General features: G+C 72.8%; 16 protein-coding genes. 11 read left to right on the plus strand and 5 right to left on the minus strand.

The window, feature by feature from the left end:
- Positions 1 to 343 precede the first annotated feature (343 nt).
- Entirely contained in the window at positions 344 to 1,333 is a 990-nt protein-coding gene (gene dapD / locus ACWCXC_RS22725) for a 2,3,4,5-tetrahydropyridine-2,6-dicarboxylate N-succinyltransferase (protein WP_450685560.1), read from the plus strand.
- A 74-nt stretch (positions 1,334 to 1,407) separates the two neighbouring features.
- Here the strand turns inward: dapD and dapA are convergent, their stop codons facing one another.
- Positions 1,408 to 2,325 carry a 4-hydroxy-tetrahydrodipicolinate synthase gene (gene dapA, locus ACWCXC_RS22730; protein ID WP_450890374.1) on the minus strand — a complete coding sequence of 306 codons (918 nt, stop codon included), beginning with the start codon at positions 2,323 to 2,325 and terminating at the stop codon, positions 1,408 to 1,410.
- Positions 2,326 to 2,530: 205 nt separating this feature from the next.
- Here dapA and ACWCXC_RS22735 point away from each other — a divergent pair, with 205 nt between their 5' ends.
- Positions 2,531 to 3,136: a DUF4232 domain-containing protein gene (locus ACWCXC_RS22735; protein ID WP_450685567.1), complete on the plus strand. Its 606-nt coding sequence runs from the start codon at positions 2,531 to 2,533 to the stop codon at positions 3,134 to 3,136.
- A gap of 50 nt (positions 3,137 to 3,186) precedes the next feature.
- Here the strand turns inward: ACWCXC_RS22735 and ACWCXC_RS22740 are convergent, their stop codons facing one another.
- Positions 3,187 to 4,308 carry a lipid II:glycine glycyltransferase FemX gene (locus tag ACWCXC_RS22740; RefSeq protein WP_450890375.1) on the minus strand — a complete coding sequence of 374 codons (1,122 nt, stop codon included), beginning with the start codon at positions 4,306 to 4,308 and terminating at the stop codon, positions 3,187 to 3,189.
- Positions 4,309 to 4,561: 253 nt separating this feature from the next.
- Between ACWCXC_RS22740 and ACWCXC_RS22745 the strand changes: the two genes are divergently transcribed.
- Positions 4,562 to 6,040 carry a hypothetical protein gene (locus ACWCXC_RS22745; protein WP_450685563.1) on the plus strand — a complete coding sequence of 493 codons (1,479 nt, stop codon included), beginning with the start codon at positions 4,562 to 4,564 and terminating at the stop codon, positions 6,038 to 6,040.
- A 188-nt stretch (positions 6,041 to 6,228) separates the two neighbouring features.
- Positions 6,229 to 7,701 (plus strand): alkaline phosphatase PhoX, encoded by a 1,473-nt coding sequence (locus ACWCXC_RS22750; RefSeq protein WP_450685564.1) that lies wholly within the window; start codon positions 6,229 to 6,231, stop codon positions 7,699 to 7,701.
- Positions 7,702 to 7,767: 66 nt separating this feature from the next.
- Here the strand turns inward: ACWCXC_RS22750 and ACWCXC_RS22755 are convergent, their stop codons facing one another.
- Together ACWCXC_RS22755 and ACWCXC_RS22760 are read right to left on the minus strand one after the other, a co-directional pair.
- Positions 7,768 to 8,991 (minus strand): TerD family protein, encoded by a 1,224-nt coding sequence (locus ACWCXC_RS22755; RefSeq protein ID WP_450890376.1) that lies wholly within the window; start codon positions 8,989 to 8,991, stop codon positions 7,768 to 7,770.
- A gap of 155 nt (positions 8,992 to 9,146) precedes the next feature.
- Positions 9,147 to 9,956, minus strand: coding sequence for an NAD-dependent epimerase/dehydratase family protein (locus ACWCXC_RS22760; protein ID WP_450685566.1), 810 nt, complete (start codon positions 9,954 to 9,956; stop codon positions 9,147 to 9,149).
- Positions 9,957 to 10,659: 703 nt separating this feature from the next.
- On the opposite strand from ACWCXC_RS22760, the gene ACWCXC_RS22765 reads away from it, so the two are divergent.
- Complete coding sequence (locus ACWCXC_RS22765) at positions 10,660 to 11,619, plus strand: 5-dehydro-4-deoxyglucarate dehydratase (protein WP_450682620.1); 960 nt, start codon at positions 10,660 to 10,662, stop codon at positions 11,617 to 11,619.
- Positions 11,616 to 12,794, plus strand: a complete 1,179-nt coding sequence (locus ACWCXC_RS22770; protein ID WP_450890377.1) for a hypothetical protein — start codon at positions 11,616 to 11,618, stop codon at positions 12,792 to 12,794. Before ACWCXC_RS22765 ends, ACWCXC_RS22770 begins: the two co-directional genes overlap by 4 nt.
- Here the strand turns inward: ACWCXC_RS22770 and ACWCXC_RS22775 are convergent.
- Positions 12,777 to 14,012, minus strand: a complete 1,236-nt coding sequence (locus ACWCXC_RS22775; protein ID WP_450890378.1) for an MFS transporter — start codon at positions 14,010 to 14,012, stop codon at positions 12,777 to 12,779. The genes ACWCXC_RS22770 and ACWCXC_RS22775 overlap by 18 nt on opposite strands.
- A gap of 257 nt (positions 14,013 to 14,269) precedes the next feature.
- Here ACWCXC_RS22775 and ACWCXC_RS22780 point away from each other — a divergent pair, with 257 nt between their 5' ends.
- From ACWCXC_RS22780 to ACWCXC_RS22800, 5 genes are all read left to right on the plus strand, one after another.
- Positions 14,270 to 14,926: a GntR family transcriptional regulator gene (locus ACWCXC_RS22780; protein WP_450682623.1), complete on the plus strand. Its 657-nt coding sequence runs from the start codon at positions 14,270 to 14,272 to the stop codon at positions 14,924 to 14,926.
- 29 nt (positions 14,927 to 14,955) lie between these two features.
- Complete coding sequence (locus ACWCXC_RS22785) at positions 14,956 to 15,858, plus strand: dihydrodipicolinate synthase family protein (protein ID WP_450682624.1); 903 nt, start codon at positions 14,956 to 14,958, stop codon at positions 15,856 to 15,858.
- The gene (gene araD, locus ACWCXC_RS22790; protein ID WP_450890379.1) at positions 15,855 to 17,582 is read left to right on the plus strand and encodes an L-arabinonate dehydratase; all 1,728 of its coding nucleotides are present in this window, start codon (positions 15,855 to 15,857) and stop codon (positions 17,580 to 17,582) included. Before ACWCXC_RS22785 ends, araD begins: the two co-directional genes overlap by 4 nt.
- Before the next feature lie 179 nt (positions 17,583 to 17,761).
- Positions 17,762 to 18,691, plus strand: coding sequence for a carbohydrate ABC transporter permease (locus tag ACWCXC_RS22795; RefSeq protein WP_450682626.1), 930 nt, complete (start codon positions 17,762 to 17,764; stop codon positions 18,689 to 18,691).
- Positions 18,688 to 19,608: a carbohydrate ABC transporter permease gene (locus tag ACWCXC_RS22800; RefSeq protein ID WP_450682627.1), complete on the plus strand. Its 921-nt coding sequence runs from the start codon at positions 18,688 to 18,690 to the stop codon at positions 19,606 to 19,608. Before ACWCXC_RS22795 ends, ACWCXC_RS22800 begins: the two co-directional genes overlap by 4 nt.

The raw sequence follows: 19,608 nt of genomic DNA on the forward strand, positions 1-19,608 counted from the left end.
CCCGGCGCTCCGTACGGCGCACCCCCGTACGCACCACCGCCCCACCCCGCGTCCTGCGCCACTGCTGCTCCGTCGGTCCGTCGATCATGAACTGGCATGTACTGGACGGCCCACGGTAGCGCCCCCCGCTCCGGTCCGGCCCGGGGCCTCCGCTCCCGGCCGCGAGACCCCGCGGGAGAGCCGGCCGCCGGGGTCGGGGCCCCGACTTCGCGATGCGGTCGCGGGCACGGGCGTCCGGCCGCCGTACGGGGGACGCGGGGGTGTTCCCGTACGGCGGCGGGCGCGACGCCCGGACGCTGAGACCGGTTGGCCCGAGCGGGCCCCGGCCGGTTAGGTTTCGGGCATGACCGACACGACTTCCACCCGCACCACCGGCGCCGTCGCCGCCGGCCTCGCCACCGTCGCCGGCGACGGTTCCGTTCTCGACACCTGGTTCCCCGCCCCCGAGCTCACCGCCGAGCCCGGCCCCGCCGGAACCGAGCGGCTCAGCCCCGAGCAGGCCGTCAACCTCCTGGGCGAGGGGGCCGCCAAGGCCATCGGCGTCGACGCCCGCCGCGGGGTCGAGGTCGTCGCCGTGCGCACGGTCATCGGCTCGCTGGACGACAAGCCGCTCGACACCCACGACGTCTATCTGCGCCTGCACCTGCTCTCGCACCGCCTGGTACAGCCGCACGGACAGAACCTGGACGGCATCTTCGGCCACCTCGCCAACGTCGCCTGGACCTCGCTCGGCCCGGTCGCCGTGGACGACCTGGAGAAGGTGCGGCTCAACGCCCGCGCCGAGGGTCTGCACCTCCAGGTCACCTCGGTCGACAAGTTCCCGCGCATGACGGACTACGTCGCGCCGAAGGGCGTGCGGATCGCCGACGCCGACCGGGTCCGCCTCGGCGCCCACCTGGCGTCCGGCACCACCGTGATGCACGAGGGCTTCGTCAACTTCAACGCCGGGACGCTCGGCACCTCCATGGTCGAGGGCCGGATCTCCGCGGGCGTCGTCGTCGGGAACGGCTCGGACATCGGCGGCGGCGCCTCCACCATGGGCACGCTCTCCGGCGGCGGCAAGGAGCGCATCGTGATCGGCGAGCGCTGCCTGGTCGGCGCCGAGGCCGGTGTCGGCATCGCGCTCGGGGACGAATGCGTCGTCGAGGCCGGTCTGTACGTCACCGCGGGCACCCGCGTCACCCTGCCGGACGGCCAGGTCGTCAAGGCGCGCGAACTCTCCGGCGCCTCGCACATCCTCTTCCGCCGCAACTCGGTGACGGGGGCCGTCGAGGCCCGCCCGAACAACGCGGTCTGGGACGGCCTCAACGACGTCCTGCACAGCAACGACTAAAAAACGACTGAGGGTTGTCCTGCCAGGGATGACGGGCCAACCCCTGGGGCCTTCCGTCCGGATCGGCCGCGATGTCAGCGGGCTGCGGACGAAGGGGTGTGCCCCACGGCGAGCAGCCGGTCGTACGCCCCGCGCAGCCCGTCGGACACCTCGTGCCCGGCGGGCTGCAGCGGTGCGCGGACCGGCCCCGCGTCCAGCAGGGCCTTGGCCGTGACCGTGCCGGGCAGCCCGGAGGCCATCATCAGCTCCGTGAGCGGCGTCAGCCGCGCGTTGAGCCGCGCCGCCCCGGCCGTGTCCCCGGCGTCGAAGGCGTCCAGCACGGCCCGCAGCGCACCGGGCGCCACATTGGCCACGGTGCTCACATAGCCCGCCCCGCCCACCGCGTACAGCGGCAGGTTCAGCTCCTCGCACCCCGAGTAGTAGGCGAGTGAGGTCGCCGCGATCACCTTCGTGCTGCCGAGCAGGTCCATCGCGCAGTCCTTCACCGCGACCACGCGCGGATGCTCCGCGAGCCGCAGCATCGTCTCCGGCTCGATCCGGGTGCCGGTGCGGGCGGGGATGTCGTACAGCATCACGGGCAGTCCGCTCGCGTCGGCCACCTGCCGGAAGTGCGCCTCGACGGCGGCCTGCGGGGGCCGGCTGTAGTAGGGGGTGACGACCAGCAGCCCGTCGGCACCGGCCCGTTCGGCCGCGCGGGCCTGCGCCACGGTGTGCCGCGTGTCCGCGGTGCCGATCCCCGCCACCAGGGGCACCGCCGGCCCCACCGCCTCCCGGACCGCGCGCAGCAGGTCCGTCTTCTCGGTGTCGGAGGTGGTCGGTGACTCCCCGGTGGTGCCGTTGAGCACCAGCCCGTCGCAGCCGGCGGCGACCAGGCGGGCCGCGTGCGCGACGGCGGCGTCCGGATCGAGGGCCCCGTCGGCGGTGAAGGGCGTGATCATGGCGCAGAGGGCGCGGCCGAAGGGGCGGGGGCGGGGAACGTCGTGCGGTGTCATGGTCGCAGTCTCGGTCCACCCGACCATGAAGGTCTACTTAGATCTTCTCTGGGTGAAGGTGAAGCAGCACTCAACTATGGTGCGGTTCTGGCATGATCGGCCGCGAACATGGGGCGGGGCGACCGGGGGTGGGTGCGTGAGGACGCGGACGGCGGCGGACACCGGAAGGCGCGGGGCGGCGGCTGCGGCCCTGGCCCTCACCGGGATGCTGGGGCTCTCCGGGTGCTCCGGATTCCTCGTCCCGGCCGGCGAGGGCGAGCCCGCCCCCAGCCCCTCGCACTCCTCCACCGGGGCGGTGCGCGCGACGCCCCCGGGCCCGATCGACGTCGCGACGCCCGTGGCGCCCCGCCCGGGAGCCCCCACCCCGCCGGCCCCCACGCCCACCCCCACGGGCTGCCCGTCCTCGGGCCTCGTCGTCTCGATGGGCCCCGTCGAGGCCGCCATGATGCACCGCGCCGTCGGCCTCACCCTGACCAACTGCGGCGGCAAGCCCCGGTACGTCGACGGCTACCCCTCCGTCCAGGCCCTCGACGAGAACGGCGACCCGCTCCCCGTCAAGGTGAACCCCGGCGGCTCGTACTTCGGCCCGGACAAGGGCCCCGAGCCCGTCATGCTCGCGCCGGGGAAGACCATGCGCTCCCTGCTCGTCTGGGTCTCCACCCCGACGGGCGGCGACCTGATCGAGGGCGACGCCCTGGAGATCGCCCCGGCGCCCGGCCTCGAAGCCCGGACGTTCCCGCTGGAGGGCAGCGACGTGCGGCTCCTCGACGAGTTCAACATGACGGGCTGGCGTACCAAGACCACCGGTTGACTGCCACGGACCGCGACGGGCCGCCCCGCCCCGCCCGTCGCGGTCCGTGCTCAGCGCCTGGCCAGGTACAGCCCGAACGCCTTGTGCAGCACCCTGTTCACCGGGAAGTCCCACTCGCCGACGTACTCGGCGGCCGTCCCGCCCGTACCCGCCTTGAACCGGAGCAGGCCCACGTGAGGGTTGCCCTCGTCCAGGGTGTCGGTGATGCCGCGCAGATCGTAGACGGCGGCGCCCCGTTCGTGCGCGTCGCTGATCATCCGCCACTGGACCGCGTTGCTGGGCTGCACCTCGCGGCGGCGGGCGGTGGAGGCGCCGTACGAGTACCAGACGTGGGAACCGACCGTCAGCATCGTCGCGGCGGACAGCACCTCCCCGTCGTGGTGGGCGAGATACAGCCGCATCCGGCCGGGGTCCTCGGCGCGCAGCGCCGTCCACATGCGCTGGAAGTAGGCGAGCGGGCGGGGGAGGAAATCGTCGCGCGCGGCGGTCTCGCGGTACAGCTCGTAGAAGACCGGAAGGTCCGCGTAGTCCCCCTCGACGACCTTCACCCCCGCCTTCTCGGCCTTCTTGACGTTCCGTCGCCACTGCTGGTTCAGCCCCTCCCGGACCTCCTCCAGCGACCGTCCGGCCAACGGCACCTGGAAGACGTACGCCGGCTGCCCGGCGCCGAACCCCGAGCCGTCGCCGCCCGACACCGGCCGCCAGCCCAGCTCGCGCAGGTGCCTCTCGACCTCGGCGGCGCGCGGGTCCGTCGTGTCCGCGGCGACGTCCCGCAGCCGCTTCGCCGCCGGATCCGCGATCGCCTCCTTGACCGTCCGCGCCTCCCAGCGCCGGCCGATCACCGGGGGCCCCATCCGGACCGTGAACGCGCCCCGCGCCCTGGCGTGGGCCACCAGCGGTTCCAGCCACGGGCCCAACTCGCCCTCGTGCCACGGGATGACCGGCCCCTCCGGCAGATACGCCAGACACCGCTTCAGCCGGGGGACCGCGCGGTACAGCACCAGGCCCGCCCCCACGATCCTTCCGTCGGGGCCGGTCCAGCCGATGCTCTCCGCCCGCCAGTCCGGTTTCACCCCGCCCCACGACGGGACCTGCATATGGCTGGCCGAACCCTGCCCGGCGACGAACGCCAGATGCTGTTCGCGCGTGATCTCCCCGACCCTCAGCGTCATACGGTGCTCCGTTCGTTGTCCGGCCGGACGGCCGGCCCGGTCCGCTGGTGATCCCAGTCTGTGTCGGCACCTCCGGATGAGGGCGCGGACGCACCGCAGGGGTCCGCCGGTTGCGCGCACCGCTGCCTTCTCCCCGGGTGCCGGGCGGCGAAGGGCGAAATGCGTCTACGCTGGGGGCCGCCCGACCCCGTACGCGACCGGAGCCGTGGCCCGGTGACGCGTACGTCCCGCACGTTCCGAGGAGACCCCCCTGATGTCCGCAGAGCGCCCCACCCTGCCGCCGGTACGGCTGCACACCGAGGCCGAGCTGGCACGGGACGCGCTCGCCGCGCCGCTGCTCGCCCGCGCCGTCCGGCTCGCCCGCTGGGCCGGCCCCGCGACGCGGGTCGGCGCCGGCGGCGAACTCGTCGACGCGCAACTGCCCGAGGCGGCCGCGCACCTCGGTCTCGCGGCGGACGAGGACGGCGCGGCCGAGGCCAGCGAGGCATGGCGGCTCGCGGTCGACACCGGCCTCGTCGAGGTCGAGGACCCGTCCCCCGACGCGGACGGGGACGAGGACGGCTTCGACGCGCAGGCGGAGGGAACCGTGACCGCCGGCGAGAACCTGGCGCTGCTGACCGGCGGGTCGCCCCAGGACGTCCTGTCCATCTGGCTCGACGGCCTGGAGGCCGCCCACGCCGACGCCACCGCCCCGGTCTTCGACGACCTCACCGACCTCGTCGGCGAGGACGGCTCCATCGACTTCGAGGCCCTGGACTGGGACCCGGAGAGCGAGGCCGAGTTCCTCGACGGGGTGCTCGGCAACCTCTACCTCCTCACCGTCGGCGAGGGCGCCGGCGACGCCCCCGTCCCGCTGCCCGCGCTCGCCGCCTCCATGATCGTGCCCGACGACATGGGCGAGCCCACGGACGACGTCCTTGAACAGGTGTCGGACGCGATGATGCGCCTGGACGACCAGTTCCGGGTGCTCGAACCCATCGGGATCGTCGAGTACCGCCCGGTGGACGAGGCGCTGCTCGTCGAGGAGACCGGGGAGGACGCCCCGCCCGCCGACGACGAGGACGTCTCCCGCTACGGGATGGTCCGGCTCACCCCGCTCGGCGTCTACGGTGTCCGGGCCCGGATGCTGGAGGCCGGAGTGGACGCCCCGGCCATCGGCGACCTCGCGGACAAGGGCGCGGACGCGCTGCTCGCCGGGATCGCGCGATACCCGGAGGCCGCCGCCCGGGGCGAGATCGAGCTCTGGCTCGCCCGGCACGGTGCCGAGGGCGCCGCCGCCGGGCTCTTGGACGCCGCCCGCGGCAACGACCCGGAGGCCCCGCTGCGCCGGCTCCACTGCCAGCAGGCCCTCGCCCTGGTCGGAGCGGAGGCCGAGGACGCCGTACGCGGTGTGCTGGGCGATCCGGAACTGGGCGGCCTCGCCCGCGTCTGGCTCGCCGAACGGGGCGCCACCGACGTCCCCGCCCCCTCCGAGGCCATGATCTTCTGGCTGGCCGTCGACACGATCGCCGCCCAGTTGGAGGCCGACGGCGACCTCGACGAACTCCAGGGCCTCGTCGAGGGACTCTCCGGCCAGCACAGCGGCTTCTTCGACGAGGCGTGGCGGGTGGACCACCCGGCGACCGCCGACGTCCTGGAGGCCATGGGGCGTCTGCACAGCGACAAGAAGCAGGCGAAGGACGCCCGCAAGGCCGCGTTCAAGGCCCGCTCCCGGAGCGGTTCGGCCGGCTGACCCGCTGATGCGCTGACCGGCCGACCAGGGCACGCCCCGGCCGGGGAGACCGGCCGGGGCGCGGTGCGGGACCGGGGAAGTTCACGGAAGGGCTTCCCTCGAAGTCGTCCGCAGTTCAACTGGTGTTGGGGCGGGGGAGGGACCGTGAGCGGGCCAACAACCCGCCCCAGCAGCACCAGGAGTACGTGATGGCCTTCACGCGCAGGGAATTCACCAGACAGTCCGCCCTCACCGGCGCCGGTATCGCCCTCACCGGGACCGTCTCCGCCCTGGCCACCGCACCCGGCGCACTCGCCGCCGAGGACTCGAAGCACGGCCACGGTCACCACGGCCACGACGAGCACGGCCACGGCCACGGTCACGACCGCGAGCCCGGCTACGGCCCGCTGCTTCCCGACCCCAAGGGCCTGCTCGCGCTGCCCGCAGGCTTTTCCTACAAGGTCATCACCCACTGCGGCGTCACCAAGCTGGAGAGCGGCGAGTACACCCCCTCCAACCACGACGGCACGGCCGCCTTCGAGGGCGCCCGCGGAGTGACCCTGCTCGTCAACAACCACGAGCTGAGCGGCACCCGGGCCGGCTGGGAGCACCCCGTCCCGCTCACCGACGGCCTGGTCTACGACCCGATCGCCGCGGGCGGCTGCACGGTCGTGGAGACCCGCCGCGACGGCCGCACCGCCGAATGGGTCGGCATCGCCGGCACCTCCACCAACTGCGCCGGCGGCGCCACCCCGTGGGGCACCTGGCTCACCTGCGAGGAGACCGAGGACAAGGCCGGCAAGAACGGCCTGCTCAAGGACCACGGCTACGTCTTCGAGGTCGACCCCTACGACAAGCGCGCCAACCGCGACCCGCGCCCGATCAAGGCGTTCGGCCGGTACGCGCACGAGGCCGTCGTCATCGACCCCAAGCAGGGCCACGCCTACCTCACCGAGGACGCCTCCGGCCCCAACGGGCTGCTCTACCGCTGGGTTCCGCCGCACGGCTTCAAGCACGGCCGGGGCAAGCTCCGCACCCTCGCCGACGACGCCGGTGTCCTCCAGGCGTTCAAGTGCTTCGACAAGGGCGGCCGGTTCGTCGACGACCTCTCCCGTGCCACGGCGATCGGCACCGTGTACGGCGTGGACTGGGTCGACGTGCCCGACCGCGACGCCCGGACCGTCTCCACGCGCAAGCAGTTCGGCGACAAGGAGATCACCCGCGCCCGCAAGCTCGAAGGCATGTGGTGGGGTGACGGCGGCGCGTACATCGTCTCCTCGTTCGCCCGCGCCGAGAGCCCCGTCCAGCACGACGGACAGGTCTGGTTCTACGACCCCAAGCGGCGCACCCTCACCCTGAAGGTGCTCCTCGGCGTCAACGCCGACCCGTCCAAGGACGGCGCCTTCGACGGACCGGACAACATCACCGTCTCGCCCTACGGCGGACTCGTCATCGCCGAGGACGGCGACGGCATCCAGCACCTCTTCGGGGCGACGGAGAGCGGCCGCACCTACCCGATCGCCCGCAACGAGCTGAACATCGGCTCCGCCGACGACCCGGAGTACAGCGAGTTCACCGGCGTCACCTTCTCGCCCGACGGCAGGACGCTGTTCGCCAACATCCAGACCCCCGGCATCATGGTGGCCATCACGGGTCCCTGGAAGCGCCAGCACAACAAGTAGGACCCCGTGCGGTCCGCGGGTGCCCAGCGGCGGGCGGGGCCGGGCACCCGCGGACCACGCGCAGCCCTACAGGGCCTGGGCGGCCGGCTTCACCATGCCGCGCACCGTCCGCGACTTCACGAACTCGCCCATGGCCGTCATCTCCCACTCGCCCGAATACTGCCTGATCAGCTTGGCCATCATCACGCCCGTCTGCGGCTCGGCGTTGGTCAGGTCGAAGCGGACCAGCTCCTCGCCGGTGGCCGCGTCGAGCAGCCGGCAGTACGCCTTGGCGACCTCGGTGAACTTCTGGCCGGTGAACGAGTTGACGGTGAACACCAGCCCCGTCGCCTTCTGGGGGATCCGGCCCAGATCGACGACGATCACCTCGTCGTCGCCCGCGCCCTCGCCCGTGAGGTTGTCCCCGGAGTGCTTGATCGCCCCCTTGAGAATGGTGAGCTTGCCGAAGTAGCAGCTGTCCAGGTGGTTGCGGTTGGGGCCGAAGGCGATCACCGAGGCGTCGAGGTCGATGTCCTTGCCCCGGAACGCGGGCTCCCAGCCGAGCCCCATCTTGACCTGGGAGAGCAGCGGTCGGCCGCCCTTGACCAGGGACACCGTCTCGTTCTTCCGCAGGCTGACCCGGCCCTTGTCCAGATTGATCCGCCCGGGGGCGGCGGCCGGGGGCGCGGGCGGGGCGGCGGGCGGTGCCTGCGGGACCGGAGGAGCGGGGACCCTGGGGTCCACCGGGGGCGCGACCGGGGCGGGCGCCGCCACCGGGGGTGCGACCGGGGCGGGGGCCGCCGCGGGCTCCTCCTCCACCGAGACCCCGAAGTCCGTGGCGATGCCGGCCAGCCCGTTCGCATAGCCCTGGCCCACCGCCCGGACCTTCCAGGCGCCGCCGCGCCGGTAGACCTCCATGACGACCAGTGCGGTCTCCGCGCCCAGCTGGGGCGGGGTGAACGAGGCCAGCGGCGTGCCGTCGTCCGCGTTGCGCACGGTCGCCGTCGGCTCGATGCCCTGGAAGGTCTGGCCCGCCCCGTCCGGGCTCGCCGTGACGACGATCTTCTCGATGGCGGGCGGCACCGCGGCCGTGTCCACCACGATCGCGTCGGGCGCGCTGCCACCGCCGGAGCGGTACGTCACGCCCGGACCGGCGGGCTGGTTGTAGAAGATGAAGTCGTCGTCGGAGCGCACCTTGCCGTCGGCGGTGAGCAGCAGGCCCGAGACGTCCAGCCGCACGGGAGCGGCGACGTCCACCGCCACGCGGACGGCGGGGAGGGGAAGGTTCGAGCCAGGTGTCATTGCGGTCATGTCCGACGTAACGAACGACCCGGCTTTGCCGTTCCCTTACCTTCCGGCTCCTTCGCCCGGACGGCGGCAGCGGCCTCGGGGGCGCGGGGCGCGGGGTGCGGTGTGCCCGCCGTGGACGGGGCGGACGCGGTGGACAGGGCGGACGCGGTGGACGCTCAGTGCGGCCAGAGCGGCGGGTGGGTGCAGAAGTGCCCGCCGAGACGGGCGTGATCCGGATTGTCCGGGTCCAGTTCGCCCTGCTCGGCGATCAGCTTCTCCGCGAACTCCTCCGAATCGTCCTGCGGCGCGTACCCCAGCGACCGGGCCGACGTCAGGTCCCACCACAGCCGGGTGTTGTCCGAGGACCCGTGGACCACGGTGTGCCCCACGTTCTCCGCCGTGAGCGCGGCGTCGAAGAGCCGGGCCCCGTCGGCCGGGCTCATCCACACCGACAGCATCCGCACCGACGTCGGCTCCGGGAAGCAGGAGCCGATGCGCACCGAGACGGTCTCCAGTCCGTGCCGGTCCCAGTAGAGCTGCGCCAGGTCCTCCCCGAACGACTTCGACAGTCCGTAGAAGGTGTCCGGGCGGCGCGGGGTGTCGATCGGAATCAGCGGGTCGCCCGGGAGCGGGCGGGGCGTGAAGCCGACCGCGTGGTTGGAGGAGGCGAACACGATCCGCCGTACGCCCTCCGCCAGCGCGGCCTCGTACAGGTTGTACGTACCCTCGATGTTCGCCCTGAGGATCTTGTCGAACGAGGCTTCCAACGAGATGCCCGCAAGGTGGATGATCGCGTCGACGCCCCGTACGGCCTCGCGCAGCGCCTCCTTGTCCGCGAGGTCGGCGGTGATCGCGTCCGGTTCGCCCTCGATCGGGACCATGTCGAGCAGCCGGAGCGTGTAGCCGTGGGCGGGCAGCAGTTCCCGCATCAGGGTGCCGAGGCCGCCGGCGGCGCCGGTGAGCAGGACGGTGCGGGGGGCGGGCATACGGGGGCTCCTCGGTACGGGGGCGGCTTTGCTCGCCGGGTCCTTGGATGGGGTTCACATGCGTGGACAAGTTAGGGAGCGGTGGGGGGTGGCGTCAAGGGGCTGCGGTTTCCCGTGGGGTGCGGGGTGCTCCGTGCTCGGGGTTCCGTCCTCAATCGCCGGACGGGCTTGTTTGTGCGGGTTTCCCGTGGGGTGCGCCCAGGGTCGTCGTGTGGGGTCCGGGGTCCCTCCGGGGCGTCTCCTCGAACGACGAACGTGCGGGCACGACGGATACGTACCCCGGTCTGTGTTCGTCGTTCTGCGGGGACTCCCCTGCACGCCCCCGGACCCGGCCGGTTCTGCGTCTGCGGCCCGGGGATTCGCCGGCGGGGGGCGGTAACCGGCGGGGCGCCTTCGTGGGTCTCGGGTTCCACCGGGGGGAAGACGCGGAACCGGCCGGGTGGGGGCGCGCAGGGGAGTCCCCGCAGGAAATGGCGTACGACCCGGCCCACTGTTCGGACCTGGGTGCGCACGCCATTTCTGAGGAGTCTCCCCGGAGGGGCACCACCCCCACCCACCGGACAGAGGCGCACCCCCACCCGCAGCCCGCAGGGCGCCCGTGGGTGCCTTGACCCCGTCGGGCCTCTGCTCTAGCGTGAAGGCGTTCATGAATGTGGACGTTAATCAGAAACGTGCACGCCTGAAGCCGCTCAGGGAGCGCCCCGTGACCTCAGCCCCTCTCGCCGCCCGGCTCACCGCCGTCGCCGGGCCTCTGTTCTTCCCCGTCACCGCGTATGGACCGGACGGTTCCGTCGATCTCGACGCCTTTCGCGCGCACGTGCGGGCCGGTGTCGACGCCGGCGCGGCGGCCGTGTTCGCCTGCTGCGGGACGGGGGAGTTCCACGCCCTGACGCCGGAGGAGTTCCGCCTCCTGGTCGGCGCCGCCGTCGAGGAGACCGCGGGCGAGGTCCCCGTCGTCGCCGGCGCCGGCTACGGCACCGCCCTGGCCGTGCGGTTCGCGAAGCTCGCGGAGGAGGCCGGCGCCGACGGGCTGCTCGCCATGCCGCCGTACCTGGTCGTCGCCGACCAGCAGGGGCTGCTCGCCCACTACACGGCGCTCGCCGGGGCGACCGGGCTGGAGACGATCGTCTACCAGCGCGACAACGCCGTGTTCACGCCGGAGACCGTGGTCGCCCTGGCCCGGACCCCCGGGATCATCGGGCTGAAGGACGGCTACGGCGACCTGGACCTGATGCAGCGGATCGTCAGCGCCGTCCGCACCGGACTCCCGGGCGAGGACTTCCTGTACTTCAACGGGCTGCCGACCGCGGAGCTGACGGGCCTCGCCTACCGGGGCATCGGCGTCAGGCTCTACTCCTCGGCCGTCTTCGCCTTCGCCCCGGACATCGCGCTGGCCTTCTACCGGGCGCTGGAGGCCGGTGACGACAGCCGTGTCAACGCGCTGCTCGACGCGTTCTACCGCCCGCTCGTGGAACTGCGGGCGAAGGGCCGCGGGTACGCCGTCTCGCTGGTCAAGGCGGCCGTCCGGCTCCAGGGCCTGGAGGTCGGGGAGGTCCGCAGCCCGCTCACCGAGCCGCCGGCCGTGCACATCAAGGAGCTGACGGAGATCATCGCGGCAGGCAGGGCCCTGCTGGACGGCGGGGAAGCGGGGGCGCGCGGATGAGGGCCTCGGTCTTCCTCTACCCCTGGGACGTCGTCGGGGACCCGGGCGCCGCCGACAGGATCGCGGAGCTGGGCGTCCCGCAGGTGACACTGGCCTCCGCCTACCACTCCACCCGGGCGCTGACCCCGCGTCACCCCCGCCACCGCATCGTCACCGCCGAGCACGCGGCGGTGCTCTATCCGCCGGACCCGGCACGCTGGGAGGGGCGGACGCTGCGCCCCTACGCGCAGGGCTGGGTGGCGTCGGGGGACGCCTACGCGGAGGCCGCCGAGGCGCTGGCCGGGGCCGGTCTGGACGTGCACAGCTGGGTGGTGCTCGCGCACAACTCGCGGCTGGGATCCGAGCATCCGGACACCTCCGTGGTGAACGCGTACGGGGACCGGTATCCGTGGGCGCCCTGCGTGGCGCGGCCCGAGGTGCGGGCCTATCTGGTGGAGCTGGCGGCGGAGGCGGCGCCGCGCGCGGGGGCGGGGGGCACCGAGCTGGAGTCCTGCGGCTGGTACGGATTCGCCCATCTGCACGCGCACGACAAAGTCGCGGGCGTCGGACTCGGCGACGCGGCGCAGTACCTGATGTCGCTGTGCTTCTGCTCGGCCTGCCGGGCCGGATACGGTGCGCACGGGCTCGACGCCGAGGAGCTGGGGCGCGCCGTGCGCCGGGCGCTGGAGCCGGTCTGGGCCGGCGACGGCGACGCGGGGGCCGGCCGGGACGGGGTGGAGAAGCTGCTCGGCGCGGACCTCGCGGCCGTCACGCTCTCCTGGCGCACCGAAGTGGCGCGGGGGCTCCAGGAGTCGGTGGTCGCCGCCGTGCGGGCCGCCGCCGCGCCGGATTTCCAGGTGCTGCTGCACGCGGACCCCGCCCCGCACCGCTGCGGTGCCAACGTCGGGGTCGACGCCGGGCACATCCTGTCCGTGACCGACGGTGTGGTGCTGCCCTGCACGGGCGGGGAGGCGGCGCGGGCGGCGGTGCTCGCCCCGTTCGCCGGGCGGGCGGGCGTCGTCGCGGCCAACTTCACCGTGGTCGGGGGGATGGGCGGCAGCCCGGACACCCTGGAGCGCGACGCGGCGCACGCCGTCTCGCTCGGCGCGAACCAACTGCGCCTGTACCACGCGGGCCTGGCCTCGGACCCCGACCTCGCGTCGGTCCGCGCGGTCCTGTCACACCTCGGCGGCTGACGGCCCCGGGCCGGCGGCGGCACGACCCCGCCGGCCCGGGGCCAGCAGCGCGGCGGTCAGCAGGGCCGCCGCGCCGATCAGGGACAGCAGGACCGGGAGGTCCGTCACGGCGACCAGCCCCGCCCCGAGGGCCAGCGCGGCGGCGTTCGGGGCCATCATCAGCGTGCCGGCGGTCGCGGACGTCCGGCCGAGGACCGCGTCCGGGGTCTCCCGCTGGACGGCCGTCATCGCGGCGATCAGGACGCAGGGCAGGCCCGCCCCGATGAGCGCGCAGGCGGCCAGGGCCACCGTGTCGTCCGGCACCGCGCGCAGCACCACCGCCACCCCGAACACCGCGGTGCCTCCCGCCGCGAAGACCCGCTCCGGCAGCCGGCGCAGGAGAGGTCCGGCGAGCAGCCCGATCGCGACGGACCCGGCGCCCTGGACGGCGGACAGCACGCCGGCGTACGTGGGGGAGCGGTCCAGGGTGCGGTCCAGGACGGCGTACAGCGTGGCCCCGTTGAGGCCGGCGCAGAGCATGGTGGCCCCCGCGGCGAGGACCAGGGGCCGCAGCGTGGACGACCCCCGGATGCGGCGCAGCCCCGTCGCCCAGCCGCCCCGCCGGTCCGTTCGCGCGGCGTCCCGGGCCCTCCCGCGCGTCCTGAGCAGGGCGTACAGTCCGGCGGCCAGCACGAAGGACGCGGCGTCCAGGAGCGCCACCGCGCCGCCCCCGTACCGGGCGTAGAGTGCCGCGCCGGTCAGGGGCGCGATCAGTTTCATGCCCTCGTTGGCGGTCATCCGCAGGCCGTTGAAGTCCCCCAGCAGCCTGGTCTCCACGGCCCGGGCGACCAGGGCCGATTCGGCCGCGTCGGTGAGGACGGAGCCCGTTCCGTACACCACGAGGACCGCGAACAGCAGCCAGACCCGCCCGGCCGAGTCCACGGCGGTCAGGGTGGTCAGCAGCACGGCCATGACCAGGTTCGACGCGACGAGCAGGGCCTTGCGGGGCAGTCGGTCCGCGAGCGCGCCGAGCGGGGGCCCGAAGAGGACCGGCAGCCAGACCGCGAAGAGGGCGAGCGCCGCCAGACTGCTGGACCCCGTCAGCGACTTGACCCAGACGCCGACCGCCAGCGTCATCGCGGAGCTGCCGAATCCCGAGACGACGACCGCCGTGAGGAACAGCGCGGCCGTCCGGTCCCCCAGGACCCGCCGTGCCGCCGACCCCGCCACCGTATCCATGCGAACCTCCCTGACCTGCGCGTCCGTTACGCAGCCAGGCTGCGGGCCGAGGCCCGGGGCGGGCATCGGGCGGATGCCCTAGACGGAAGGGGCCGCGCGGGTCCGGTCCGGGGGCGGGGTAGGGAAGTCGCCGCGTTCCGCGAAGTTCTTCTGCGAGAAGCGTTGACGAAACATTCCCGGCGCCTCTAGCTTCATCGCGTCGTACTTCGTACGTCATATATGAGACGCGATACGCGAGATGCGAGAGCCCTTCACTCATGACCTTTGCGCCCACCCCGATTCCGTCCCGCACCCAGTACGTGCTGGAGGCGATCAAGCACGCGATCCTCACGGCGCAGCTGACACCAGGGCAGGCGCTCGTCGAGACCGAACTCGCCGCGCGGTTCGGGGTGTCGAAGACCCCCGTCCGCGAGGCGCTCAAGACGCTCGCCGGAACCGGGCTCGTCGTCATGAGCCAGTACAAGGGCGCGACCGTACGCCTCGTGGACGCGACCATGGCCCGCGAGGTGTACGACGTACGACTGCTCCTCGAACCGGAGGCGCTGCGCCGCTCCATCACCCGCAGGGCCTCGCTCGACGAGGCCCAGGAGGCGCTGGAGCGGGCCGACTCCTCGGGCGACCAGGCCGACCGTTCGCTGGCCAACCGGGACTTCCACCGGGCGCTCTACCTGCCCTGCGGCAACCCGCTGCTGGCCCGGATGCTGGACGAGGTCCGCGACCAGGCCGCCCTGGTGTCGACCGTGGCCTGGTCGGCCAACCCGTCCTGGGAGCGGGAGGCGGCCGAGCACCGGGAGATCCTGCGGCTCGCGCTGGCCGCCGACGCGGACGCGGCGGTCCGGGCTCTGCACGACCACATCGCGTCGTTCGTCCGCCGCGCGTTCCCCGACGACGAAGACGGGGGTGACGCGGCGTGAACCGGCACACCGACGAAAGGCCTGTCCGCATGGACCTCACCCCGCTCAAGGCGGCCCTCGCAGATGTCGTGGCGATCCCGGTGACCCCGTTCGCCGAGGACGGCACCATCGACACCGCCCGGCACCGCGCCCTGCTGCGGAGGCTCCTCGACGGCGGCGTGCGCATCCTCACCCCGAACGGCAACACCGGGGAGTTCTACGCCCTCACCCCCGAGGAGCGGCGCACCGTCACCGAGCTGACCATCGACGAGGCCGGGGACCGCGCCACGATCCTGGTCGGGGTGGGGCACGACGTGCCGACCGCGGTCGCCGCCGCCGAGCACGCCCGGGACGCCGGGGCGGCGATGGTGATGGTGCACCAGCCCGTCCACCCGTACGTCTCGCAGGACGGCTGGATCGACTACCACCGGGCGATCGCCGAGGCGGTCCCCGGACTCGGGGTCGTCCCCTACATCCGCAATCCGCACCTCGACGGCTCCTGCCTGGCGGCGCTCGCCGACAGCTGCCCCAATGTGGTGGGCGTCAAGTACGCCGTCCCGGACGCCGCGCGCTTCGCCGCCTTCGCCCGGGACGCGGGGCTGGAGCGGTTCGTCTGGGTGGCCGGCCTCGCCGAGCTGTACGCCCCCTCCTACTTCTCGGCCGGCGCCACCGGCTTCACCTCCGGCCTCGTCAACGTGGCGCCCGGCGTCTCCCTGGCCATGCTGGAGGCGCTGCGGGCCGGCGACCACGCGGCCGCGATGAAGGTGTGGGAGCGCATCCGCCGCTTCGAGGAACTGCGCGCCGACCGGCAGTCCGCCAACAACGTCACCGTCGTCAAGGAGGCCCTGGCCTCGCTCGGACTGTGCGACCGCGCGGTGCGCCCGCCCAGCCGGGTGCTGCCCGAGGCCCAGCGCGCCGAGGTGGCCGACGAGATCGCCGGGTGGTCCATATGACCGGCCGCATCGCTCCCGAGGAGCTGCGCAGCCACCAGTGGTACGGCACCGACGGGCTGCGCTCGTTCAGCCACCGGGCCCGCACCCGCCAGCTCGGCTACCTCCCCGAGGAGCACCTGGGCAAGCCGGTCGTCGCGATCCTCAACACCTGGTCCGACATCAACCCCTGCCACGTCCACCTGCGCGACCGCGCCCAGGCGGTCAAGCGCGGGGTTTGGCAGGCGGGCGGCTTCCCGCTGGAGTTCCCCGTCTCCACGCTTTCGGAGACGTTCCAGAAGCCGACCCCGATGCTCTACCGCAACATGCTGGCGATGGAGACCGAGGAGCTGCTGCGCTCCTACCCGGTGGACGGGGCGGTGCTGCTGGGCGGCTGCGACAAGTCGACGCCGGCGCTGCTCATGGGCGCCGCCTCCGTCGACCTGCCGACGGTCTTCGTACCGGCCGGGCCGATGCTGCCGGGCCACTGGCGCAACGAGGTGCTCGGCTCGGGCACCGACATGTGGAAGTACTGGGACGACAAGCGGGCCGGACTCATCGGCGACTGCGAGATGGGCGAACTGGAGAGCGGCCTCGCCCGCTCTCCCGGCCACTGCATGACGATGGGCACCGCGTCCACGCTGACGGCCGCCGCCGAGGCGCTGGGCGTCACCGTTCCCGGGGCCTCGTCCATTCCGGCCGTGGACTCCGGCCACGACCGGATGGCCGCCGCCTCCGGGCTGCGGATCGTCGACCTGGTGTGGGAGCAGCGCAGGCTCTCGCGGATCCTCACGGCGGAGGCGTACGAGGACGCCGTCGCCACCGTCCTCGCGCTCGGCGGCTCCACCAACGCGGTCATCCATCTGATCGCCATGGCCGGCCGCTCCGGGGTGAAGCTCAGCCTGGACGACTTCGACCGGATCGCCCGCACCGTGCCGGTGCTGGCCAATCTGCGCCCCGGCGGAAAGTACCTGATGGAGGACTTCCACTTCGCGGGCGGGCTGCCCGGCTTCCTGGCCCGGATCGCGGACGTGCTGCACCTGGACCGGCCCACGGTCGCCCACGACACGCTGCGCGAACAGCTCGACGGGGCGCTCGTGCACAACGACGACGTCATACGGGAGCGCTCCAACCCCCTCGCGGACGAGGGCGGGGTGGCGGTGCTGCGCGGCAACCTCTGCCCGGACGGGGCCGTCATCAAGCACATCGCCGCCGAACCGCACCTGCTGCGCCACACCGGCCCCGCAGTCGTCTTCGACGACTACAAGGAGATGCAGCGGACCATCAACGACCCGGCTCTGGCCCTGACTCCGGACCATGTCCTGGTGCTCCGCAACGCCGGCCCCAAGGGCGGTCCCGGGATGCCGGAGTACGGCATGCTGCCGATCCCCGACTATCTGCTGAAGCAGGGCGTCCGGGACATGGTGCGGATCTCCGACGCCCGGATGTCCGGGACGAGTTACGGCGCCTGCGTGCTGCACATCGCTCCCGAGTCCTTCGTCGGCGGGCCCCTCGCCCTCGTACGGACCGGCGACGCGATCACCCTGGACGTCGGGGCGCGGCTGCTGAGCCTCGACGTACCGGAGGAGGAACTGGACCGCCGCCGGGCCGAGTGGACCCCGCCGCCCGCCCGGTACGGGCGCGGTTACGGGGCGCTGTACCAGGACCAGATCACCCAGGCCGACACCGGCTGCGACTTCGCCTTCCTGGCCCGGCCGGGAGAAGTCCCCGATCCGTACGCCGGCTGAACGGGCCCACGGAATTCGGGCGCTCCGCCTCGTTCGGCATACCGAACGCCATGCGGCAAGCGCTTGCGCACTACACGCACCACGCACCGCGCACACCACACGTACGTCCCGCACCACCTCACCCTCACGCACCCTCAGCACCACCGTGCACCCCCGCACAGAGAGAACGGAGACGTGTCATGGCCCAAGCCTCCGCCGCGGCCACACCGCCCAAGGTGCCCAGGCGCCGCTCCGCGAACCCCCGCAGCCTGCCGTATCTGCTGATCGCCCCGGCGGGGCTGCTCATGCTGGGCTTCATCGCCTATCCGGTGCTCAGCGTCTTCTACTACAGCCTGCAGAACTACAACGTCACCAAGCCGTGGCGGAACGGCTTCGCGGGCCTGGACAACTTCACCCGGATCTTCACCGAGGACGACCAGTTCTGGACGACGCTGGGCTTCAGCGCCCAGTGGGTGGTCACCCAGGTCGCGCTCCAGCTCGCCCTCGGCCTCGGACTCGCCCTGATCGTCAACCAGACCTTCATCGGCCGGGGCATCTCCCGGGCCATGGTCTTCTCGCCCTGGGCCGTCTCCGGGGTGCTGACCAGCACCATCTGGATCCTGCTGTACAACTCCTCGACCGGCTTCAGCCGGTACCTGGCGGACGCCGGGATCGGTGAGTACGGCACGTCGGTGCTCTCCGACACCGGCACCGTCTTCTGGGCCGCCACCGTCGCCGAACTCTGGCGCGGCGTCCCCTTCTTCGCCATCCTCATCCTCGCCGACCTCCAGTCCGTCTCCAAGGAGCTGTACGAGGCGGCGGCCGTCGACGGCGCCGGACGGATGCGCCAGTTCTTCCACATCACGCTGCCCCACCTCAGGGACGCGATCATCCTCTCCACCCTGCTGCGCGGGGTCTGGGAGTTCAACAACGTCGACCTCCTCTACACCCTCACGGGCGGCGGACCGGCCGGCGAGACCACCACCCTGCCGCTCTACGTCGCCAACACCGGCATCGAGGGGCACGACTTCGGCTACGCCTCGGCGCTCACCACCGTCGCCTTCGTGATCCTCCTCTTCTGCTCGATCGTCTATCTGCGCCTGAGCAAGTTCGGAGGCGACCACAAGTGACTGCCGCACTCGCCGAGAAGAACGGCACCGACACCACCCGCCCACCTGCCCCGGACCCCGCCGCGCGCCCCCCGCGCCGCCGGCCCCGGCCCGGCCGCGAACGCGCCTTCGACGACGTCCCGCGCTGGCAGATCTACGTCCCGCTCGGCATCTACCTGGTCTTCACCCTCGTCCCGTTCTACTGGATGTTCCTCTTCGCCGTGCGCCCCGCCGGCTCCACCTCGCTGGTGCCGTGGCCCATGACCGGGGAGCACTTCTCCAAGGTCTGGAACGAACGCAGCTTCGCCGTCTTCTTCCAGAACAGCATGATCGTCGGGGTCTGCACCCTGGTCTGCACCACCCTCGTCGCCCTGGCCGGCGGCTACGCGCTCGCCCGCTTCGACTTCAGGATCAAGGGCGGCTTCATGCTGGCGCTGCTCTGCTCGCAGTTCATCCCCGGCGCGCTGATGCTCGTCCCGCTCTTCGAGATCTTCAAGAACCTCCAGATGATCAACTCGCTGGGCAGCGTGGTCATCGCCGAGACGGTCTTCCAACTGCCGCTCTCCATCATCCTGATCAGCGGATTCATCAAGAACGTGCCGCCCTCCCTGGAGGAGGCCGCCTGGGTGGACGGCTGCTCGCGCTTCCGGGCCTTCTGCGCGGTCGTCCTGCCGCTGCTGCGCCCCGGACTCATCGCCGTCGGCTCCTTCGCCTTCGTGCACAGCTGGAACCACTTCCTGTTCGCCCTGATGTTCCTCAGCGAACAGGACAAGCAGACGATCCCGGTCGGCCTGAACACCCTCATCGGCGCGGACAGCGTCGACCTGGGCGCGCTCGCCGCGGGCGGAGTCATCGCCGCGGTCCCCGTGGTGATCGTCTTCGCCTTCATCCAGAAGTGGCTGATCACCGGCTTCAGCGCCGGCGCCGTGAAGGGGTGA

Source organism: Streptomyces sp. NPDC001515, from assembly GCF_053597115.1.